22 protein-coding genes and 1 tRNA gene are annotated in these 20,898 nt (G+C 63.6%); 17 read left to right on the forward strand and 6 right to left on the reverse strand.

The features are described from left to right. Nucleotides 1–250: 250 nt before the first annotated feature. Together EH240_RS18775 and EH240_RS18780 are read right to left on the reverse strand one after the other, a co-directional pair. Nucleotides 251–1,114 carry a prephenate dehydratase gene (locus EH240_RS18775; protein ID WP_125001072.1) on the reverse strand — a complete coding sequence of 288 codons (864 nt, stop codon included), beginning with the start codon at nucleotides 1,112–1,114 and terminating at the stop codon, nucleotides 251–253. A gap of 26 nt (nucleotides 1,115–1,140) precedes the next feature. Then, nucleotides 1,141–1,869: a 3-deoxy-manno-octulosonate cytidylyltransferase gene (locus tag EH240_RS18780; RefSeq protein WP_125001075.1), complete on the reverse strand. Its 729-nt coding sequence runs from the start codon at nucleotides 1,867–1,869 to the stop codon at nucleotides 1,141–1,143. A 192-nt stretch (nucleotides 1,870–2,061) separates the two neighbouring features. Between EH240_RS18780 and EH240_RS18785 the strand changes: the two genes are divergently transcribed. The 7 genes from EH240_RS18785 to EH240_RS18815 all read left to right on the forward strand — a co-directional run bounded on the left by EH240_RS18785 (nucleotide 2,062) and on the right by EH240_RS18815 (nucleotide 11,642). Next, nucleotides 2,062–2,727, forward strand: a complete 666-nt coding sequence (locus EH240_RS18785) for a c-type cytochrome (protein WP_125001078.1) — start codon at nucleotides 2,062–2,064, stop codon at nucleotides 2,725–2,727. Between the two features lie 158 nt (nucleotides 2,728–2,885). Further along, nucleotides 2,886–4,781: an extracellular solute-binding protein gene (locus tag EH240_RS18790; protein WP_125001081.1), complete on the forward strand. Its 1,896-nt coding sequence runs from the start codon at nucleotides 2,886–2,888 to the stop codon at nucleotides 4,779–4,781. Further along, a complete protein-coding gene (locus EH240_RS18795) occupies nucleotides 4,781–6,658 on the forward strand; it encodes an extracellular solute-binding protein (RefSeq protein ID WP_125001084.1) in 1,878 nt (625 codons plus the stop codon). The genes EH240_RS18790 and EH240_RS18795 overlap by 1 nt, the downstream gene beginning before the upstream one ends. Before the next feature lie 30 nt (nucleotides 6,659–6,688). Further along, nucleotides 6,689–7,783 carry a microcin C ABC transporter permease YejB gene (locus EH240_RS18800; RefSeq protein WP_125001087.1) on the forward strand — a complete coding sequence of 365 codons (1,095 nt, stop codon included), beginning with the start codon at nucleotides 6,689–6,691 and terminating at the stop codon, nucleotides 7,781–7,783. Continuing rightward, complete coding sequence (locus EH240_RS18805) at nucleotides 7,783–8,922, forward strand: ABC transporter permease (RefSeq protein ID WP_125001090.1); 1,140 nt, start codon at nucleotides 7,783–7,785, stop codon at nucleotides 8,920–8,922. Before EH240_RS18800 ends, EH240_RS18805 begins: the two co-directional genes overlap by 1 nt. Beyond that, nucleotides 8,919–10,547 carry an ABC transporter ATP-binding protein gene (locus EH240_RS18810; protein ID WP_125001093.1) on the forward strand — a complete coding sequence of 543 codons (1,629 nt, stop codon included), beginning with the start codon at nucleotides 8,919–8,921 and terminating at the stop codon, nucleotides 10,545–10,547. The genes EH240_RS18805 and EH240_RS18810 overlap by 4 nt, the downstream gene beginning before the upstream one ends. A 153-nt stretch (nucleotides 10,548–10,700) precedes the next feature. Then, nucleotides 10,701–11,642, forward strand: coding sequence for a 2-hydroxyacid dehydrogenase (locus tag EH240_RS18815; RefSeq protein WP_125001096.1), 942 nt, complete (start codon nucleotides 10,701–10,703; stop codon nucleotides 11,640–11,642). On the opposite strand, the gene EH240_RS18820 is transcribed toward EH240_RS18815, so the two are convergent. Continuing rightward, complete coding sequence (locus EH240_RS18820; RefSeq protein WP_125001099.1) at nucleotides 11,636–12,022, reverse strand: hypothetical protein; 387 nt, start codon at nucleotides 12,020–12,022, stop codon at nucleotides 11,636–11,638. The genes EH240_RS18815 and EH240_RS18820 overlap by 7 nt on opposite strands. A gap of 223 nt (nucleotides 12,023–12,245) precedes the next feature. Here EH240_RS18820 and EH240_RS18825 point away from each other — a divergent pair, with 223 nt between their 5' ends. Both EH240_RS18825 and EH240_RS18830 read left to right on the forward strand, forming a co-directional pair. Next, a complete protein-coding gene (locus EH240_RS18825; RefSeq protein WP_125001317.1) occupies nucleotides 12,246–13,256 on the forward strand; it encodes a ligase-associated DNA damage response exonuclease in 1,011 nt (336 codons plus the stop codon). Nucleotides 13,257–13,491: 235 nt separating this feature from the next. Beyond that, complete coding sequence (locus EH240_RS18830) at nucleotides 13,492–15,090, forward strand: cisplatin damage response ATP-dependent DNA ligase (protein WP_125001102.1); 1,599 nt, start codon at nucleotides 13,492–13,494, stop codon at nucleotides 15,088–15,090. 2 nt (nucleotides 15,091–15,092) lie between these two features. Here the strand turns inward: EH240_RS18830 and EH240_RS18835 are convergent, their stop codons facing one another. Genes EH240_RS18835 through EH240_RS18845 form a run of 3 tightly spaced genes read right to left on the reverse strand, consistent with a single transcriptional unit; the run spans nucleotide 15,093 to nucleotide 16,999 of the window. Then, nucleotides 15,093–15,503, reverse strand: a complete 411-nt coding sequence (locus EH240_RS18835) for a nuclear transport factor 2 family protein (protein ID WP_125001105.1) — start codon at nucleotides 15,501–15,503, stop codon at nucleotides 15,093–15,095. A 58-nt stretch (nucleotides 15,504–15,561) separates the two neighbouring features. Beyond that, nucleotides 15,562–16,743 carry a hypothetical protein gene (locus EH240_RS18840; RefSeq protein ID WP_125001108.1) on the reverse strand — a complete coding sequence of 394 codons (1,182 nt, stop codon included), beginning with the start codon at nucleotides 16,741–16,743 and terminating at the stop codon, nucleotides 15,562–15,564. A gap of 58 nt (nucleotides 16,744–16,801) precedes the next feature. Then, on the reverse strand, nucleotides 16,802–16,999 hold the full coding sequence (locus EH240_RS18845; RefSeq protein WP_125001111.1) for a hypothetical protein: 198 nt from the start codon (nucleotides 16,997–16,999) through the stop codon (nucleotides 16,802–16,804). Nucleotides 17,000–17,088: 89 nt separating this feature from the next. Between EH240_RS18845 and EH240_RS18850 the strand changes: the two genes are divergently transcribed. The 8 genes from EH240_RS18850 to EH240_RS18885 all read left to right on the forward strand — a co-directional run bounded on the left by EH240_RS18850 (nucleotide 17,089) and on the right by EH240_RS18885 (nucleotide 20,829). Next, nucleotides 17,089–17,164, forward strand: a tRNA-Thr gene (locus EH240_RS18850). Nucleotides 17,165–17,621: 457 nt separating this feature from the next. Next, entirely contained in the window at nucleotides 17,622–17,816 is a 195-nt protein-coding gene (locus tag EH240_RS18855) for a Flp family type IVb pilin (protein WP_125001114.1), read from the forward strand. Nucleotides 17,817–18,113: 297 nt separating this feature from the next. Then, a complete protein-coding gene (locus EH240_RS18860; protein WP_125001117.1) occupies nucleotides 18,114–18,302 on the forward strand; it encodes a YodC family protein in 189 nt (62 codons plus the stop codon). A gap of 148 nt (nucleotides 18,303–18,450) precedes the next feature. Beyond that, nucleotides 18,451–18,882 carry an EF-hand domain-containing protein gene (locus EH240_RS18865; RefSeq protein ID WP_125001120.1) on the forward strand — a complete coding sequence of 144 codons (432 nt, stop codon included), beginning with the start codon at nucleotides 18,451–18,453 and terminating at the stop codon, nucleotides 18,880–18,882. 45 nt (nucleotides 18,883–18,927) lie between these two features. Continuing rightward, nucleotides 18,928–19,470 (forward strand): RNA polymerase sigma factor, encoded by a 543-nt coding sequence (locus tag EH240_RS18870; RefSeq protein ID WP_125001123.1) that lies wholly within the window; start codon nucleotides 18,928–18,930, stop codon nucleotides 19,468–19,470. A 74-nt stretch (nucleotides 19,471–19,544) separates the two neighbouring features. Then, entirely contained in the window at nucleotides 19,545–19,994 is a 450-nt protein-coding gene (locus EH240_RS18875; protein ID WP_125001126.1) for a hypothetical protein, read from the forward strand. Then, complete coding sequence (locus EH240_RS18880) at nucleotides 19,991–20,437, forward strand: periplasmic heavy metal sensor (protein WP_125001129.1); 447 nt, start codon at nucleotides 19,991–19,993, stop codon at nucleotides 20,435–20,437. Before EH240_RS18875 ends, EH240_RS18880 begins: the two co-directional genes overlap by 4 nt. Before the next feature lie 107 nt (nucleotides 20,438–20,544). Further along, complete coding sequence (locus tag EH240_RS18885; RefSeq protein ID WP_125001132.1) at nucleotides 20,545–20,829, forward strand: GCG_CRPN prefix-to-repeats domain-containing protein; 285 nt, start codon at nucleotides 20,545–20,547, stop codon at nucleotides 20,827–20,829. Nucleotides 20,830–20,898 lie beyond the last annotated feature (69 nt).

The following is a 20,898-nucleotide window of genomic DNA, read 5'->3' on the forward strand; positions in this document are numbered from 1 at the left end:
TGGGCGTAGCGACGCGAAGCGGAGCGAAGACCCAAGGATCCATGCCGTGACCTTGGCCAAAGGGTGCAACGAAGCAGAATTCTGCACCGTTGCAACGCCTTAGCGTAACGGCATGGATCCTGGGGTCTGCGCCGCGTCGCTTCGCTCCTTGCTCCGCCCCAGGATGACGAAGTCATGGAGGCTTCGGCCAATCTCGTAGGCGCGATCACGTATTGAAGGAGCCCGCCAACTGACAGGCGGAGAACCAGCTTCAGTCCGCGACTTTCCACTGCTCGCGCGACGCGCTCGCCGGATAGACTCCGAGGATGCGCATCTCGCGCGAGAAGAAGCGCAACTCGTCGAGCGCGAGCTTGACCAGCGGATCGTCGGGATGGCCCTCGATATCGGCATAGAACAGCGTCGCGGTGAAGGCGCCGAGCTGGTAGCTCTCGAGCTTGGTCATGTTGATGGCGTTGGTGGCGAAGCCGCCCATGGCCTTGTAGAGCGCGGCCGGCACGTTGCGGACGCGGAAGATGAAGGTGGTCATCATCTTGGCGTCGGGCGACGGACGCTCGGCCCATTGCTTGTTCTTGGTCAGGACCACGAAGCGCGTGACGTTGCTGTCCGTGTCCTCGACATTCTTCTCGATGATGTCGAGGCCGTAGAGTTCCGCGGCGAGCGCCGGTGCCAGCGCAGCCATGGTGCGGTCCTTGACCTCGGAAACCATCTTGGCCGACCCGGCGGTGTCGCCGGCCACCACCGGCTTCCAGCCGTTCTTGCGGATGTATTTGCGGCATTGGCCAAGCGCATGGATATGGCTGTGCACCGTCTTGATCTCTTCGCGCTTGACGCCCGGCAGCACCATCAGCTGGAAGTGGATCGGCAGGAAATATTCGCCGACGATGTGCAGGCGCGATTCCGGCAAGAGATGATGGATGTCGGCGACGCGCCCGGCGATGGTGTTCTCGATCGGTATCATGGCGAGCTCGGCCTTGCCGGTCTCGACCGCGTTGAAAGCGTCCTCGAAGGTCGGACAGGGCAACGGCTCCATCGACGGGAACATGTTGCGGCATGCGGTGTCGGAGTTGGCGCCCGGCTCGCCCTGGAAGGAAATTCTGTTGGTCTTTTCAGGCATGCGCCAATGTCTCTCTTACGGATGTCTCAGTTTGAAAGGATCTGCCTGGCGCGCTCGAGATCGGCGGGCGTGTCGACGCCGAGCGGCAGCGACTTGACGATCTCGGCGTCGATGCGCATGCCGGCTTCCAACGCCCGCAGCTGCTCCAGCCGTTCGCGGCGTTCCAAGGACGACGGCTTCAGCGCCACGAACCGCTCCAGCGCGGCGCGGCGATAGGCATAGAGGCCGATGTGGTGATAGAGCGGGCCCTCGCCCCACGGCGCCGTGGCGCGGGTGAAATAGAGTGCCCTCAGCCTTGTCGCGGAGAGCGGCGAGCCGACGATCTTGACGACGTTCGGATTGGTCTTTTCCTCGTCGCGCACGATCTCGACGCCGAGCGTGGCGATATCGACCGACGGTTCGGCAAAGGGCCGCAACGATGCGCCGATGATATCTGAATCGATGGTCGGCAGGTCGCCCTGCACATTGACGATCGTTTCCACCTTCTTTTCAGGATCGAGAGCCGTCAGCGCCTCGAAGATGCGGTCGGAGCCCGATGCGTGGTCCGCGCGCGTCATGACCGCTTCGAAGCCGTGTGCCCGCACCGCGTCGGCGACAGCCTCCGTGTCGGTCGCCACCACCACGCGGCCAAGTCCGGCCTCGGCGCCGCGGCGGGCGACATGGACGATCATCGGCGCGCCGGCGATGTCGGCCAGCGGCTTGCCCGGCAGGCGCGTCGAGGCCATGCGGGCGGGGATCAAGATCAATGTCGACATGGGAGTTTCGGAGCGCCCGGGAAAGCGGATGGAAAGTGGCAAAACGTCTCACTGGAAGCGCCCTTATATGTGTTGCAACGCCGAAGCAAAAGACCTAGTTTCCGCGCGATTTGACTGGCCCGCCGGGCCTTTCGCGATACCGACGGACGGAGTGGACGGGACGGTCCGCCGGAAAAGGGAGCAAGGGGCGCAATGGATTCCACCGAAGTCAACAAGCTGCTCGCCGGATTCCTCGGAACCATCTTCATCGTATTTTCGGTGGGCATCGTGTCGGACGCACTGTTTGCCTCCCCCCCGCCCGAGAAGCCCGGCTTCGCCATCGAGGCTCAAGAGGAGCCGGCCGAAGGCGGTGCCGCCGCACCGGCGGCAGAGGCCAAGCCGATCGCCGACCTGCTCGCCAAAGCCAATGCCGAGGCTGGCGCCGCCATCTTCAAGAAATGCCAGGCCTGCCACTCCGGCGAAAAGGGCGGCCCCAACAAGGTCGGTCCGGATCTCTGGGATATCATCGACCGCCCCGTCGCCGAGCATGAGGGCTTCGCCTATTCGGCCGGCATGAAGGATTTTTCCAAGGGCGGCGCCGAGAAGTGGACCTACGACAACCTCAACCACTTCATCACCTCGCCGAAGAAGTTCGTGAAGGGCACGGCGATGGGCTTCGCCGGCCTGCCGAAGGATGAAGACCGCGCCAACGTGATCGCCTATCTGCGCACGCTGTCGGACAATCCGAAGCCGCTGCCGCAGCCCGGTGCTTCCGCCGAAGCCAAGCCCGCCGAGGGCGCCAAGCCTGTGGAAGGCGCGGCACCGGCGAAACCGGCCGAAGGTGCGGCTCCGGCCAAGCCGGCTGCGCCCGCGCAATAAACAATTTGTCATAGTGGCAACCTCAGAAAAGCCGGGTTCGTCCCGGCTTTTCTGTTAGGAAAGCCGCATATTGCGCGACAAAAGCCGCCGCTTGCGGTTTTCACCGGCGTCAAATGATCTAGATTGCCGGTGGGTACTGTTCGCGACGAGGAGAACGCATGACGGTCGGCCGCTCCCGGACACTTTTTCCAGCAAAGACGTTTTTCGCATCGATGCTGGCGGTTGCTTTCGCCGCGAGCCTAGAGGCCAGCTTCGCCGACGAATGGCACACCACCTCCTCGCTGATCAGCCCTTCGAAATACGGCGAGAATTTCCAGCGCTACGATTACGTCAATCCGGATGCGCCGAAAGGCGGCACCTACAACTCGGTGGTTACCGGCACCTTTGACAGCTTCAATCCCTACATCGTGCAAGGGTCGCCGGCCGCCGGCTTCGCGCAGTTCGGCGGCGGGCTGCTCTACGACACGCTGATGGACCAGGCGACCGACGAGGGCAGCGTCAGCCATCCGCTGATCGCCGAAGCCTACAAGTACCCGCCGGACTATTCCTCGGCGACCTACCGGCTCAACCCTCAAGCCAAATGGCATGACGGCCAGCCGATCACCGTCGACGACGTGGTGTGGTCGTTCCAGGTGCTCAAAGCCAACAGCCCGATGTACAACCGCTATTTCGAGAACGTGACCGAAGCGGTCGCCATCTCGAACCGCGAGGTCGAATTCCATTTCGACCAGAAGGGCAATCGCGAGCTGCCGAAGATCCTTGGCGATCTCGTCGTCCTGCCGAAGCATTGGTGGGAAGGCACCGACGCCAGCGGCAAGAAGCGCGACATCACCAGGCCGACGCTGGAGCCGCCGCTGGGCTCCGCCGCCTACAAGATCGCCAGCTTCAAGCCGGGCTCGGAGATCGTCTGGCAGCGCGTGCCCGATTATTGGGGCGCCAAGCTGCCGGTGAAGATCGGCCGCGAGAATTTCGACACCCAGCGATTCACCTACATCCTGGACGACAACGCCGCCTGGCAAGCCTTCACCAAAGGTGGACTTCAGGACATCAAGCCGGAGAACAGCTCAAGGCGTTGGGCGACATTCTACAATTTCCCGGCGATCAAGGCCGGCGACGTGATCAAAAAGGAATTCAAGACAACCTCGCCCGAACCGATGCAGGCTTTCGCGCTCAATCAGCGGCGGCCGCTGTTCCAGGATCGGCTGGTGCGCGCCGCGCTGACCTATCCGTTCGACTTCGAAACGATGAACCGCACGCTGTTCTACAATTCGAACACGCGCACCCACAGTTTTTTCGAGGGCACCGAGCTGGCGTCGAGCGGGCTGCCGCAAGGCAAGGAGCTGGAAATCCTGGAGAAGTATAGCGACAAGCTGCCGCCGGAACTTTTCACGCAGGAATTCAAGCTGCCGGTCTACGACTCGCCGCAGGCCGAGCGCAAAAACCTCAAGACGGCGGTCGATCTCTTCGCCAAGGCAGGCTGGGTGATCAAGGGCGGCAAGATGGTGAACGCCAAGACCGGCGCGCCCTTCAAGTTCGAGGTACTCGGCTCGAACGACACCGACCAGGTCATCGCCAGTCCCTGGATTGCCAATCTGCGCAAGATCGGCGTCGATGCGACGCTGCGGATCATCGACCAGACCCAGTACATCAACCGCGTCAACAATTTCGACTACGACGTCATCACCAGCATACTCGGCCAATCGGAATCGCCCGGCAACGAGCAGCGCGATTTCTGGAGCTCGAAGGCGGCCGATTCGCCCGGATCGCGCAACTATTCCGGCATCAAGAACCCGGTCGTCGACGCGCTGGTCGACCGCATCATCTTCGCCGCCGACCGTGACGACCTCGTCGCCGCCACCCATGCGCTCGATCGGGTGCTGTTGTGGAACTACTATGTCGTGCCGCAATACTACCGCGCGGTGGTGTGGCTCGCCTACTGGAGCAAGTTCGGCATTCCGGAAAAGCAGCCCAGCTACCGCGGCGCCGATATCGATTCCTGGTGGATCGACACCGAGAAGGAAAAGGCGCTGGCCGCCAAATACAGGGGCAACTGATGAGGCAGCAGACCATGCTTCCTCGTCGCAACTTCCTGGCGCTCGGCGCGGCCGCGGCGGCCACATCGCTGGTCCCCGGCAAGGTCTTTGCCGCCATTCCGACAGGCGTGAAGGTGCATGGCCTGTCCGCCTTCGGCGACTTGAAATACAAGCCGGATTTCACGCATTTCGACTATGTCAATGTCGATGCGCCGCAAGGTGGCACCTTCAACTTCCTGCCGCCTAACTGGGGTTCCAACCAGACCCCTCTTACCTTCAGCACGCTGAATTCATTTGTTCCCAAAGGCGATTCACCACAGCGCATGGAAATGTGCTTCGACTCGCTGATGGTGAGAGCGCTCGACGAGCCCGACGCCGTCTACGGACTGGTCGCTGACGGCGTGACGATCTCCGACGACCGCAACGGCTTCACCTTCTCGCTGCGCCCGCAGGCCCGTTTCCATGACGGCACGCCACTGACGGCCGAGGATGCCGCCTTCAGCTTCAAGCTGCTCAAGGATAGGGGCCACCCGGACTATTCGCTGCCGCTGACGCATCTCAACGATGCAGTCGCTGTCGATGCGCACACGTTGCAGCTCAAATTCTCCGGCAAGCAGACGAGCCGCACCATCCTCAACGTCGTGCAGTTTCCGATCTTGTCGAAAGCCTTCTACACGGCCAATCCTTTCGATTCCTCGCAGATGAACCCACCGCTGGGGTCAAGCGCCTACAAGGTCGGCCGCTGGTCGGCGGGGACCTGGATCGAATATGAGCGTGTGCCCGACTACTGGGGCAACGATCTTCCGGTCAATCGCGGCCAGAACAATTTCGGGCGCATCCGCATCGAGTTCTACCAGGACCGCAACGCTGCATTCGAGGCCTTCAAAAAGGGCGAGATCCTATACAAGGAGGAATTCATTTCGCGCGTGTGGGCAACGCAGTATAACTTTCCCGCCTTTACATCCGGCAAGGTGGTCAAGCACGAATTCCCGGCCGAAACGGTGCCCTCGATGCAGGCCACTGCCGTCAATCAGAGACGCGCGCAGTTCCAGGACCCACGCGTGCGGCAGGCGATCGCGCTCTGCTTCGACTTCGAATGGACGCGGCGCAATTTCTTCTACGGCTCCTACGAGCGTTCGCAATCCTGTTTCGAGAAATCCGACTTTCGCGCCGCAGGCACACCGTCGCCGGAAGAGCTCGCGCTGCTGGAACCGCTGCTTGACAAGCTGCCGCCGGAGGCCTTCGGCGAGGCGGTGACGCAGCCGGCCTCGGACGGTTCCGGGCGCGACCGGAAACAACTCGGCAAGGCGGCAAAGCTGCTTGCCGAGGCCGGCTGGAAACGCTCCGGCGATTTCGTCGTCAACGACAAGGGCGGGCGGCTGCCGGCCGAGTTCCTCGTCGACGACGAGACCTTCGTGCAGGTCTATTCGCCCTGGGTCGCCAACATGAAGGCGATCGGCATCGATGCTTCCATCCGGCTGGTCGACTCGGCGCAGTACCAGCTCAGGCAATCGACCTTCGATTTCGACTTGATCTCGGCCGCTTTCTCCTTCAGCGCCACGCCGACCCGCGACGACCTCGAAATCTTCTTCCATTCGCGAAGCGCCGCCATATCGGGGTCGCGCAACCTGCCGGGCATAGCGAGCCCGGCCATCGACGCGCTCATAGACGCCGTCGGTGCGGCCAAGGACCGCGAAAGCCTCACCGTGGCGATGCGCGCGCTCGACCGGGTCTTGCGCGCGCGGCGCGATTGGATTCCAAGTTGGTATCTGGCGAATCACCGAAGCGCCTATTGGGATATGTTCGGCTTTCCCGAGCAGAAACCCGATTTCGGCTTTCCGGTCGAATCGCTGTGGTGGTTCGACAAGGGCAAGGCGGCAAAAATTGGCAAAGCCTGACATTCCCCTTCGCGCAGGGCCGGCTGCCTGATGGGCGCTTACATCCTGCGCCGCATCCTTTTGATGATCCCGACGCTGTTCGGCATCATGGCGATCTCCTTCGCCGTCATCCAGTTTGCGCCGGGCGGCCCGGTCGAGCAGGTCATCGCCAGGCTCACCAACCAGGGCGGCGCCGATCGCCTCGGCGGCGGCGGTGGCGATGCCGGAGCCACCAATTTCGACGTCTCCGGGGACGTCAGCTCAAAATATCGCGGCGCTCAAGGGTTGGACCCCGAATTCATCAAGAAGCTGGAAAAGCAGTTCGGCTTCGACAAGCCGCCGCTCGAGCGCTTCGGCATGATGCTGTGGAACTATTCCCGCTTCGATTTCGGCGACAGCTATTTCCGCGACATCTCGGTGCTCGACCTGATCCTGGAAAAGATGCCGGTGTCGATCTCGATCGGGCTGTGGATCACGCTTTTGTCCTACCTGATCTCGATCCCGCTCGGCATCCGCAAGGCGGTGCAGGACGGCTCGACCTTCGACGTCTGGACCAGCGGCGTGGTCATCGTCGGCTACGCCATCCCCGGCTTCCTGTTCGGCATCCTTTTGATGGTGCTGTTTGCCGGCGGCTCGTTCTGGGACTGGTTCCCGTTGCGCGGCATCGTTTCCGACAATTGGGACCAGTTGTCCTGGCCGGACAAGATCATCGACTATTTCTGGCACATGACGCTGCCGCTGACCGCGCTGGTGCTGTCGGCCTTCGCCACGACGACGCTGCTCACCAAGAACTCCTTCCTCGAGGAAATCCGCAAGCAATATGTGGTGACGGCGCGCGCCAAGGGCCTGTCGGAGCGCAAGGTGCTCTACGGCCATGTCTTCCGCAACGCTATGCTGATCGTCATCGCAGGGTTCCCCGGCGCCTTCATCTCGGCCTTCTTCACCGGCTCGCTGCTGATCGAGAACATCTTCTCGCTCGACGGCCTCGGCCTGCTCGGCTTCAAGTCGGTGATCGACCGCGATTATCCGGTGGTCTTCGCCAATCTCTACATCTTCTCGCTGCTCGGCCTGTTCGTCGGCCTGCTGTCGGACCTGATCTACACCTGGGTCGATCCGCGCATCGATTTCGAGCGGAGAGACGTCTGATGGCGCAGGCTGCCGCCGAAACGACAGCAAGCCGGCCGCTCAGGCCGTGGCTCTCGCCGCTCAACCAGCGGCGGCTGCAGAATTTCAGGGCGAATCGGCGCGGCTACTGGTCGCTGTGGATCTTCCTGTTGCTGTTCGTGCTGTCGCTGTTTTCCGAGCTGATCGCCAACGACAAGCCGATCATCGCGTCCTACAAGGGCGAGATCCTGTTTCCGGTGCTGGTCGCCTATCCGGAAGAGAAGTTCGGCGGCTTCTATGCCGTCACCGACTATCGCGATCCGGTCATTCAGGACGAGATCAATGCCAATGGCTGGATGATCTGGCCGCCGGTGCGCTACTCCTACCAGACGGTCAACAACGCCATCCCCGAAGCGGCACCCGCCAAGCCGTCCTGGCTCTACGACAAGAAGGCGCGCTGCAGCCAGTATCCGCAAGGTGCGGCCGACCCCAACTGCAACATCGGCAACTGGAACTGGCTTGGCACTGACGACCAGGCCCGCGACGTGCTGGCGCGTGTGCTTTACGGTTTCCGCATCTCGGTGCTATTCGGGCTGATCCTGACGCTCGGCTCGTCGCTGATCGGCGTCGCGGCGGGCGCCGTGCAGGGCTATTTCGGCGGCTGGACAGACCTTTTGTTCCAGCGCTTCATCGAGATCTGGTCGGCGATCCCGGTGCTCTATCTGCTGCTCATCATCTCCGCGATCCTGCCACCCGGCTTCTTCATCCTGCTCGGCCTGATGCTGTTGTTCTCCTGGGTGGCGCTGGTCGGCGTGGTCAGGGCCGAGTTCCTGCGCGCGCGCAACTTTGAATATGTCAACGCGGCGCGCGCGCTCGGCGTGCCCAACCTCACCATCATGTTTCGCCATCTCCTGCCCAACGCCATGGTGGCGACGCTGACCTTCCTGCCTTTCCTGCTGAGCGGCTCGATCTCGACGCTGACCTCGCTCGACTATCTCGGCTTCGGCCTGCCGCCCGGCTCGGCCTCGCTCGGCGAGTTGCTGAAGCAGGCGCAGCGCAATCTCAACGCGCCCTGGCTCGGCATCTCCGGCTTCATCGTGATCTCGCTGATGCTGTCGCTGCTGGTGTTCATCGGCGAGGCGACGCGCGACGCCTTCGATCCGCGCAAGACGTTCAGATGAGCGAGCCCCTGCTCTCCGTCCGCGATTTGAGCGTCGCCTTCGCGCAAGGCGGCAATCAGTCCATGGCCGTCGACCACATCTCCTTCGATATCGCCAAGGGCGCGACGCTGGCGCTGGTCGGCGAATCCGGGTCCGGCAAGTCGGTGTCGGCGCTCTCGGTGCTGAAGCTTCTGCCCTACCCCGCGGCCAGCCATCCTTCGGGCAAGATCCTGTTCCACGGTTCCAATCTGCTGGCGATGGGCGAGAAGGCGTTGCGCGGCGTGCGCGGCAACAAGATCACCATGATCTTCCAGGAGCCGATGACCTCGCTCAACCCGCTGCACACCATCGAGCAGCAGATCGTCGAGGTGCTGAAGCTGCACCAGGGTCTTGGCGACCGGCAGGCGCGCGCCCGCACGCTGGAACTGCTCAACGAGGTCGGCATCCGCGAGCCGGAAAAACGGCTCGATGCCTATCCGCACCAGCTCTCCGGCGGCCAGCGCCAGCGCGTCATGATCGCCATGGCCCTCGCCAACGAGCCGGAGCTCTTGATCGCCGACGAGCCGACGACGGCGCTCGACGTCACCGTGCAGGCGCAGATCCTCGAGCTGCTCGCTGGCTTGAAAAGCCGCAAGGGCATGTCGATGCTGTTCATCACCCACGACCTCGGCATCGTGCGAAAAATCGCCGATCGCGTCTGCGTGATGACCAAGGGAAGAATAGTCGAGACCGGGCCGACCCAGGAGATCTTCGCCAACCCGCAGCATGCCTACACCAAGCACCTGCTTGCCGCCGAGCCGAAGGGCAAACCGCCGGCGGCGAACGCCGCTGCCAAGGCGGTGATGACGGGCAAGGAGATCAAGGTTTGGTTCCCGATCAAGCGCGGCTTCTTCCGCCGCACCGTCGACCATGTGAAGGCCGTGGACGGCATCGACGTCACGGTGCGCGCCGGCCAGACACTCGGCGTTGTCGGCGAATCCGGCTCCGGCAAGACGACGCTTGGCCTCGCGCTAGCCCGGATGATTTCCTCGAGGGGCGCGATCAACTTCAACGGCCGCGACATCAACCAGCTTTCCTTCAGCGCCATGCGGCCGCTGAGACGCGAGCTGCAGATCGTCTTCCAGGACCCGTTCGGCTCCTTGAGCCCGCGCATGTCGGTGGCGGAGATCATTGAGGAAGGGCTGAAGATCCACGAGCCGAAACTGTCGCCCGACGAGCGCGACGACAAGGTCGTGGACGTGCTCAAGGAGGTTGGGCTCGACCCCGAAACGCGCCACCGCTATCCGCACGAATTCTCGGGCGGCCAGCGCCAGCGCGTCGCGATCGCGCGCGCCATGGTGCTCAATCCGCGCTTCGTCATGCTGGACGAGCCGACCTCGGCGCTCGACATGAGCGTGCAGGCGCAAGTCGTCGATCTTCTGCGCAACCTGCAGGCCAGGCACAATCTCGCCTATCTCTTCATCAGCCACGACCTGAAGGTCATCCGCGCCCTTGCCAACGACGTGATCGTCATGCGCAATGGCCAGATCGTCGAGGCTGGGCCGTCCGAACAGATTTTCAGCAGCCCGCAGACCGACTATACCCGGGCGCTGATGGCGGCGGCCTTCAAGATCGAGACGGCGCCGTCCGGCGTGGTCAGCGAATAGGCTGTTTGCTTTCACGCAATTCCGGACGGAAAACCGCTACGCACTTTTCCTGTAATTGCTCTCCTTGTTTTTACGCAATTCCGGACCGAAAACCGCTGCGCACTTTTCCTGGAATTGCTACAGGACTGACATAACAGGGAAGAAAATCCGCGAATGGAAAAAGGCAAAGTCCTGCTTGCCCTCACCGGCTTTCACCCGCAGCGCTGGCGCGAACTGCTGTCGGCGGAGCGCGAGGTGGTGTTGGAACCGGACGGCCCCAGCGATCCTTCGATCACCTACGCGGTGGTGTGGAAGCAGCGGCCGAACCTGCTCTCGAAGCTGCCCAATCTGCGCGCCATCTTCTCGATCGGCGCCGGTGTCGACCATATCTTCGCCGATCCCGGCCTGCCCGACGTGCCGATCGTCAAGGTCGTCGCCGATAACCTCACGCAATACATGACCGAATATATCGTCTGGAGGGTCCTCGACCACCACCGCCAGGGCATGCTCTACCGCACGCAGCAGCGGAAGAAGATCTGGCACGAGCCGCCGCAGCGCTCGGCCGGCGACATTTCCGTCGGCATCATGGGCCTCGGCCATCTCGGCCGCGCGGCAGCCTCCGTGCTGCTTTCGCTGGGCTTCGCGGTCAATGGCTGGTCGCGGACCGAGCACCCGATGACCGGCGTTTCGACCTATGCGGGAGAAGCAGAGCTGATCCCGTTCCTCAATGCGACCGATATTCTAGTCGTGCTGCTGCCGCTCACGCCGCAAACGCAGGGCATCATCAATTACGGCGTGCTGAAGGAACTGCGCAAGCGCAATGGCCTTGGCGGCGCGGTGCTGATCAATGCAGGACGCGGCCGGCTGCAGAAGGACGCCGACATCCTGCGCGCATTGGAGGACGGCACGCTGAAGGAAGCGAGCCTCGACGTGTTCGAGGTCGAGCCGCTGCCGAAGACGAGCCCGCTGTGGAGCCATCCGAAAGTGTTCGTGACGCCGCATGCGGCGGCGACTTCGGATCCTGCCCATCTGGTGCCGATCATGCTTCAGAAGATGGCGGCCTTCGAGCGCGGCGAAGAGCTCGAAAATGTGGTCGACCGCGACGCAGGTTACTGAGGCGGCGAGGAAGGCTTCGAACCGGGCAGCTCGAGCTTGTCCTTCTTCTTCGGCTTGCCGCAGTCGCGGCGCTCGATCGAGCGGTTCATGGCGTCGATCTCGCCGCTTGCCTTGTCGCTGTCGCGCTGCGCCTTGGAGCGCATGTCCGGCGTGAACGGGCCGAAACCCATCGCGGGATTGGAGAAGGTCGGCTTGGCGGTGACCGGCAGGTTGTTTTGCTGCGCCAGCGCATTGCGGTTGGCCAGAAGCTGATCGCAGGGCACGCTGTCATATTGCAGCGAGGACTGGACGTTCTCGTCCTGCCGCTCGGCCATTGAAGTGCCGCCGACGCAGCCGGCCGTCATCAGGCAAGACGCCAACACAACCATGTTCCAGCGCATGGTGTCCCTCCGTGCGGTATCCGCCCACGCATAACCCCGACCATGCGATTCTGGCTTTTTCGCAGCAGCCGGCGCCTCATTCCGCCATCCTCCGCGCAGCTACCACGGCAAGTCCTCCGACAGACCCGCCGCGGTCAAAGCGAACCGACGGCCGGCTGTAGGACGAGTCAGCAGTCACTTGCAACAGGCTTCCCGCGGCGAATTTAGCCATTATCTTCAAGCTATGCGCGCCAGCGACCTGCTCAAACCGCGACCGGAGGGCCTCTACTGCCCGCCAGGCGATTTCTTCATCGACCCGGTGCGGTCGGTGGGCCGCGCGCTGATCACGCACGGCCATTCCGACCATGCCCGCTCCGGCCATCGCTCGGTGCTTGCGACGCGTCAAACCCTCGACATCATGGGCTTGCGCTACGGCGAGGATTTTGCCGGGACGACTCAGGCCGCCATCCTCGGCGAGACGGTTGATATCAACGGCGTCTCCGTCACTTTCCACCCGGCCGGGCATGTGCTGGGCTCGGCGCAGATCGCTGTCGAATACCAGGGCATGCGCATCGTCGCCTCCGGCGACTACAAGCGCCAGAAGGATGCCACATGCCTGCCCTTCGAGCCGGTGCCCTGCGACGTGTTTATCACCGAGGCGACCTTCGGACTGCCGGTGTTCCGCCATCCGCCGGACACAGAGGAGATCGCGCGCGTGCTCAAATCGGCGGCGCAATTTCCCGAGCGCTCGCATCTGATCGGCGCCTACGCGCTCGGCAAGGCGCAGCGCGTGATGCGCTTGCTGCGCGATGCCGGCTATGACCCGCCGGTCTACATCCACGGCGCGCTGGCCAAGCTCAGCGAATATTACCAGAGCCAGGGCGTCGATCTCGGCAGGCTCGAACCGGCGACGGTCGGGAGCGGCGGCAAGGCCGATTTCACCGGAGCCATCGTCGTCGGCCCGCCGGCCGCCTTCGCCGACCGCTGGGCGCGGCGCTTTCCCGATCCGATCTCCTGCTTCGCATCGGGCTGGATGCGCATCCGCCAGCGCGCCAAGCAGGGCGGCGTCGAGCTGCCGCTGATCATTTCCGACCATGGCGACTGGGACGAGCTGATCGCCACGATCAAGGAGACGGGCGCCGGGGAAATCTGGGTGACGCATGGCCGCGAGGAAGCTTTGGTGCGCTGGTGCGAGCTGGAAGGCATCGCGGCCCGGCCGCTGCATCTTGTGGGCTATGAGGACGAGGGCGATTGATGGCAATCATTGATTCGTCAATCACCGGAGTCGTGATCCTTCGCACCCCCCTCTGGCCTGCCGGCCATCTCCGCCGCAAGGGGGGAGATCGGATGTCGCGACGGCTTTCGCCAACCATTAGCGTTGCAGGATGTGTGGCAAGGCCGAAACTGCCAATCTCCCCCCTTGCGGGGGAGATGTCCGGCAGGACAGAGGGGGGTGTGCCGAAGCGCCAGCGCCGCCGAGCAGCACTCCCATGAACCGCTTCGCCGAGCTCCTCGACCGGCTGGTGCTGACGCCGTCGCGCAATGGCAAGCTGACGCTGCTCACCGACTATTTCCGCAGCGTCGAGGATCCCGATCGCGGGTTGGCGCTGGCGGCGATCACGGGCGATCTGTCGATCGCGGCGGTGAAGCCGGCGATGCTGCGCGCGCTGGTGGTCGAGCGCATGGATCCGGTGCTGTTCGGCTATTCCTACGACTATGTCGGCGACCTCGCCGAGACAGTATCGCTGGTCTGGCCGCAAGCGCCGGAAAGCATTCCGAACCACGCGCCGACGCTGGCCGAGGTGGTCGGCAGGCTGCAGGCGGCGAGCCGCTCCGACGGACCGCAGGTGCTGGCGCGGCTGCTCGACAGCGCCAGCATCTCGGCGCGCTTCGCCATCATCAAGCTGGTCACCGGCGGCCTGCGCATCGGCGTTTCGGCGCGGCTCGCCAAGCAGGCGCTGGCCGATCTCGGCAAGGTCGACGTCGCCGAGATCGAGGAGCTTTGGCACGGGCTGACGCCGCCTTACACCGAGCTGTTCGCCTGGCTGGAAGGCGGGGCGGAAAAGCCGAGGAGCGCCGCGCTCGCGCTGTTCCGTCCGGTGATGCTCTCCAACGCCGTCGACGACGGCGACCTCGAAAAGCTCGATCCGGCCGACTACGCGGCGGAGTGGAAGTGGGACGGCATCCGCGTGCAGGCGGTATGCGAAGGCGGCATCCGGCGGCTTTATTCGCGCACCGGCGACGACGTGTCAGGGGCCTTCCCGGACCTTGCCGCCGCGATGGATTTCGAGGCGGCGCTCGATGGCGAGCTGCTGGTCGGCGATCCACGCGAGGCGACCGGAACCTTCTCCGACCTGCAGCAGCGGCTGAACCGCAAGAGGGTGTCGCCAAAAATCCAGCAGCAATATCCGGCCTTCATGCGCTGCTACGACGCGCTGCAGATCGACGGCGAGGACTTGCGCGGTCTTGCCTTCACCGAACGCCGCGGCCGGCTCGAAGCCTTCGTCGGCACGCTCGACCCGAGCCGCTTCGATCTCTCGCCGCTGGTCGCATTTCCGGATTGGGAGGCGCTCGAGCGGCTGCGCCAGGCACCGCCGCATCCGATCATCGAAGGGGTGATGCTGAAGCGCTGGGATTCGCCCTATCTCGCCGGCCGGCCGAAAGGCCCCTGGTTCAAGTGGAAGCGCGATCCGCACACGGTCGACGCGGTGCTGATGTATGCGCAGCGCGGCCACGGCAAGCGCTCCAGCTTCTATTCCGACTACACCTTCGGCGTCTGGGCCGGACCGGAAGGCGCGGAAGAACTGGTGCCGGTCGGCAAGGCCTATTTCGGCTTCACCGACGAGGAGCTGCGGCAGATCGACAAATATGTCCGCGACAACACGATCGAGCGTTTCGGGCCGGTGCGCTCCGTGCGCGCCGACCGCAAGAACGGGCTGGTGCTTGAAGTGGCCTTCGAAGGCCTCAACCGCTCGACCCGCCACAAATCGGGGGTGGCGATGCGCTTTCCCCGCATTTCCCGGCTGCGCTGGGACAAGCCGGCCGCCGAAGCCGACCGCATCGAGACGCTGCAGGCGCTGCTGGACTAGGGTCAGTCGACCGCCGGGACGGAATGGTGCTCATGCACGAAGGTCCACTGTCCTGCGATTTTTTCAAAACAGATGGTCAGCCGGAAATCGAGATCGCTGGATTCAGTTTGCGTGACGAGCACGCACCGCATCAGCGCTATAGCGAACGCTACGTCGGCGCCTGCTGTGATCTTCAAATCGGCTATCTCGAACACGGGCGGCTGCGGGGAGGCGCCAAAGAACAACGGCCAGGTATCGCGATAGGCGTCAATGCCTCTGGATTGCAACGGAGGCGGCACGTCGAACATGATGAAATCCGCCGCGTGGTGACGCAGAATGCCGTCCATATCCTTGCGGCGCACGGCCTCCGCCCACTGTTCGATCAGCGTGCGTATCTGTTTGGCGTCTCCCGTCTGGCGACCAGAAGCGTTCATCGTCTCCTCCCGTTTGCCATATATTTCGACTGCAGGAGGAACGACGGTCGCGTGAAGGTTATTCCGCGATCGAAACGCGGATCTCGTAGATGTCGACCGACTTGCCCTGCTTGTCGAAGTCGGAGTTGACGGCGATGGTGCCGGCGGCGCCCGGACGCTTGGCCGGGAACTGCACGTCGAAGAGATATTCGTTGCGCTCGTGGCCGACGGCATAGCGCTTGCGGCCGCAATCGCCGAGCTCGCCGAAATTGCAGTCGACCGAGATCTGCGTCTCCTTGCCTTCTTCCGAGCGGGCGATGATGTCGAACATGGCATGCTTGCCGGCGAGCTTTTCCAGCACGCCCTGCCCGACGTCGAAGGCGATCGCAGAGCCGGACGCGCCGGAGCGGATGCGCAGGAACTGGCCGGTGTCGTCCTTCATCACGTCGGCGCTGGCGTCGGACGGCGTGCTGACATGGGTCGGATCGCTGGGCAAGAAGACGTTGATCCAGTTCTTCGACTGGTCCGCCTCGCCCGGCTTTTGCGGTGAAGCGGTTTCGCCGGGCTGCGAGGAGTCTTCGCCTTCCAGCGTCGGAGGCGCTTCCGGCGGACCCGTGTCGAGTTCGGCCGCCGTCTTGAAGACGCCGGTCTGGACCGCGAAGTAGAGACCGATGCCGGCGGCCGCAAGCAGCGTCGCGAAAACGAAGATGGCGGTGAGCGGCAGGCGCCGCCCCCGGATCCGCCGTTCATCGCGGTCCGGCGCCACTTCGGCACCGTTGCCGGCGGAGGCTCCGGGAGAATCGTCGAGGGTCGGCGCGTTGGGAAGCGCCTCGTCCGGCATGATGTCGGGCACGCGGGGCAGCACGCGCGAGCGTGGCGCATCCGAAGCGTCTGGCTGCACCGGACCATCGACGGTGATCGATGGCGACGCCTGGGCCGGCGCCTGCCGCGGCCCATCCACCGGCGGCGCGGGAGACGGGGTGGGCGTGTCGACCGCAGGCGCCGGTGTATCGCTGTCCAGTGGAAGCGTCACGTCCGGAACGGCTTGGACGGCCGGGAGGAATTCGGATTCGATCTCGGCGATTTTTGCCTGCACCGCCTTGCGGCGGTTGATGGCAGCCTCCACCGTCACATTCGGATTGGCCTGCAGAACGCGATCCAGCGCGGCAAAGGCCGAGCGATAGACCTTCTCGCGAAACGCCCGGTCCTCGGCATTGCCTTTCTCGAAGGCGTTGCGGATCGCTTTCTCGATGGCGTCCAAGCGAGCTCCCTCTGCGCGTTCGCTCACAGTTCATCGATCGTTAGCCGCAGGCGACCAATCAATCAACGGGCGAGCGGCTGCCTTGCCGACGCATCCAAGCCCATTTCGGCGTTTTTTGTTGAAGAATCAACATTTTTGTCGCCGCCGCCGGATCGGCCGGGGCGAACGAACGCCAGCTGGCCGGCGGGCCGGTATACCGCGCCGGCGCGAGCCGGAAGCCGTCCTGCGGCAACAACCGACCAAAATTGCCGCGCATGGGCGCTGGATTTCGCCGCCAGCCATCTTGAATTAGCTGACGGTTGAGTCTATCACGCAGCCCATCTTGGAAGCCCAGCGGCTTCCCGGGCCGCTTTAGCTCAGTTGGTAGAGCACATCATTCGTAATGATGGGGTCGCGTGTTCGAGTCACGCAAGCGGCACCAAAAATCCTTAGAAAATTGATGATTTTAGCAGCACTCCACGCGGTCTGCAGTTGTGAACCGTCCACCGGTTTTCGCCATTTCTACAGGAATTTTGTCCTAAATCGGGTCTAAATGGCCCGGCACACCGTTTTGTAGAGATACGTTTGACGGGGCGATGCCTGGGAATCTCGTCCACGTCAACGTACGGTCTTTGAGGGCTTCGCGAGCATTTTTCGGTGACAGTTCTCTTATGGATGAAGCTCTGTTCGAGAGCATCTCCCCCCTCGATCATCATTACTTTCTATATTAGGCATTGCTTCAATAACCTAACGGGCGTTCTATACCCCACTCTGGCGCCATTTGCATTATACATTAGATATTACCGTAGTAACTGAGTGTTAACTGCTCCGATTAAGGCCTTTACAATCATTGGTTGATAGCTTGAACAGGTCACCAACGGGCAACAAGGGAAACTCCAATGCTCAAGCTCATCAAGCGTTTCAAGAATAACGAATCCGGTGCAACGGCTATCGAGTACGGCCTGATCGCGGCGCTGATCGCTCTGGCGATCATGGTCGGCGCAGGCTCGCTCGGCGACGCACTCAACAGCAAGTTCGAGAAGATCGCCGGTTGCGTCAGCGACCCGACTGCGAGCGGCTGCGCCACCAAGTAAGTTCTGCCCACGTGTTACAGCACGGGCATTTTTGGGGTCGCCTTCGGTCGACCTCTTTTTTTGCGTATTGCACGAAGCGGGTTAGATATATCGAGTTCTTCAAGAATCCACGCGCGCCGTTGCGATGGCCCAATCGCTCCTCCGCCAGAACGTCCGCGTAGGTGCATTACTTGGCAGGCGACCCTTGGATGACCTGATCATTTCGGGGCTTTCTGCACCAAGGCGATCGAGACATATCGACCATTGTCGAAAACCTTGCTTGGTGGAAAACTCACGATCTCAGCAAGGGAGGCCAACATGCCTAATAGTTTCAAGACCGGAGACGTCGTCAGGCTGAAGTCCGGAGGCCCGCTGATGACCGTCAGCGACGGCGCGGCCTCGGGCACCTATCTGTGTCACTGGTTCAACCGTGAGGGCGACGTCTGGACCCCGCAACATGCCGGCTTCAAGCCGGAGCAGCTGGTCGTGGTGGAGCGCCCGGAATAAGTCTCGACGGTTTCGGGGCATTCGGCCCGGCTCGCCGGTACGGGGGCCCCAATGCCTCGCAAAAGCGACCGACGGATTTCTCTCGTCACTGCGTTTAACGGCTGAAGCGCGGCCGCCAATGGGCCGCGCCAACCGGAGACGAGACAGCATGATCCGCCGTTCGATATTTGTCGTTGCCCTTGGCCTGCAGACCGCCGCCGCGGCCGCCCAGACAGCGGCACCGACCCCTGCCCCCGCGCCGACGACGCCGAGTGCCGCGGCTCCCTCCGCCGCAAAGCCCGGCATCACGCTGGAAAAATTCGAAGTGCGCCGGGAAAAGGCGTTCATGCGAGCCGACACCGAAGGCGACGGCAAGGTCAGCCTCGCCGAGTGGACGGCTCTCCAGACCCAGCGCAAGGCCAAGGGCGACCCGGCCAGATCCTTCGCGCGCATGGACGCCAACAAGGACGGGTTCGTCGACAAGTCCGAGCTTGACCCCTTCCTCGCCAAGCGCTTCGCCAGGCTCGACAAGAATGGCGACGGCGTGCTCGGCGCCGACGAGAGGCCGGGCCACAAAACCGCTCCCAATCGGGAGCAATGACCGAGAGGTTATGCAGCACGATGATCATTGGGAGCGCCCAGGCTGATGGGCGCCGATCCGGACGAGGAACTGGTCCGGCGCATCAGCGCCGGCGACCAAGCCGCCGTGCAGGCGATGGTGGCGCGCAAGCTGCCGCGCGTGCTTTCGCTCGCCACCCGCATGCTTGGCGACGCTGCCGAGGCAGAGGACGTCGTCCAAGAGACCTTCGTGCGCATCTGGCGCCATGCAGCGGGATGGCGTCAGGGGCAGGCGCGTTTCGACACCTGGATCCACCGGGTGACGCTCAACCTCTGCTACGACCGGCTGCGGCGGCGGCGCGAATGGACGACGGACGAACTGCCGGAGGTGGCCGATTCGGCACCGCTTCCCGATGCCCTTCCCGGGGACGAAGGCCGGCGCGTCCAGCAGGCGCTGCAGCGCATCGCGCCGCGCCAGCGCGAGGCGATCGTGCTCGTCTATTATCAGGAGATGTCCAACATCGAGGCCGCCGGCGCCATGCAGGTCAGCGTCGATGCGCTGGAAAGCCTGCTCGCGCGCGGCCGTCGCGCGCTGCAGGCCTTGCTCATCGGAGACAACGGCGATGACTGAGACAGCGAAGGCATTGCCAGCTTTGTGGTTGAAGGCGTGGGGGGCCACGTCAAGACCGTGGACGGGGGAACGAGATGGCTGAGAACCGGAAGACAGCCGACACGCCGATGGATGCCCGGCGCTTCGCCGCGCTGGCGGACGCTTACGGCAGCGCCTTGTATCGCTGGCCGCGGGCCGAGCAGGCCGCCGCCACGCTTTTTGCACAAAGCAAAGAGGGCCGCGCCATCCTCGATCGCGCCGGCAGGCTCGATGCCATCCTCGACCGTCATCACGTCGAAGCCCCAAGCCGGATGCTGCATGGCGAGATTATCGCACGGGCCACGACGCAGATCAGGCAGGGACGGCATCGCCGGCTCTGGTGGCTGGGCATCGGGCTTGCGGGCGCTGGCCTCGCCGGCGCCGTGGCCGGGCTGGCGCTGGTCACCGTCGTCACTCCGGACGCTCCGTCCGACCAATATGTGATGGATGCCAACGCAACGTCGTTCGGCGATGCCGGTCCCGACGCCGACACGGAGGACCTATGAACGCTCGTCTTTTCGCGGCATCGCTGGTGCTTAACGTCTTCCTGATCGGCGCCGTTGCCGGCGGCGCCGGCTGGCTGATCGGCCGTTCCGGAATGGGCTATTCGCTGGAATCGGCCGGCGGGCAGCTGCCCGCCAACGACCGCAAGGCATTCCGCCAGGCGCTGCGCGAGGTTCGTCGCGAGTCCCGCGCGGTCATCCTCGACGGGCAGCAGGCACGGCGCGAGGCCGCCAACCTTCTGCAGCAGCCAACGCTGGACGCGAACGCTCTGGCCGCCGCGTTGGAGCGGGCGCGCAATGCCGACGCCACCATCCGCAGCCGGCTGGAACAGCGCATCGTCGAATTCGCGGCGTCGAGCTCGCCGGCGGACCGTAAGCTGCTGGCCGACGCCTTGCTGCGCCATGTCGGCAGGCAGCGGCTGATCTCACCAAAAAAAACACCCTGACCAGCGACGGAAACCGCCGGCCGGTTCCGTTCAAGGAAAAGAGGGACAGGCCTGCCGCGAGAATGCGGGCAGGTTGGTTTCAATCTCGAGAGACTTCGGGAGTATCCATGAACGGTCTGACGAAATATTCGCTCGCTGCCGCCCTCGCCATCGGCGGGACGGTCGCGGCAAGCGCTGCCTCGGCAATGCCGACCGCGCCGGTAGCTGCGCCTGCGATTGTCGAGCATGTGGCCTGGGGTTGCGGCCCCGGCTGGCACCCCAATCGCTGGGGGCGCTGCGTGCCCAATCGCCGCGTGATCTATCCCGGCCATTACTATTGGGGCGGACCGCGCGTCCATATCGGTCCGGCCTGGCACCCCTGGCATCGCTATCATCACTGGCGCCGCTGGTAAGCCGCCGGCCGCTCTCACGATGCCGATGCCGGTGTCATGCGATCTTTCGCCTGTTAGGACATGCGCCGA

Source organism: Mesorhizobium tamadayense (assembly GCF_003863365.1).
In the GTDB taxonomy this organism is placed as follows: domain Bacteria; phylum Pseudomonadota; class Alphaproteobacteria; order Rhizobiales; family Rhizobiaceae; genus Mesorhizobium; species Mesorhizobium tamadayense.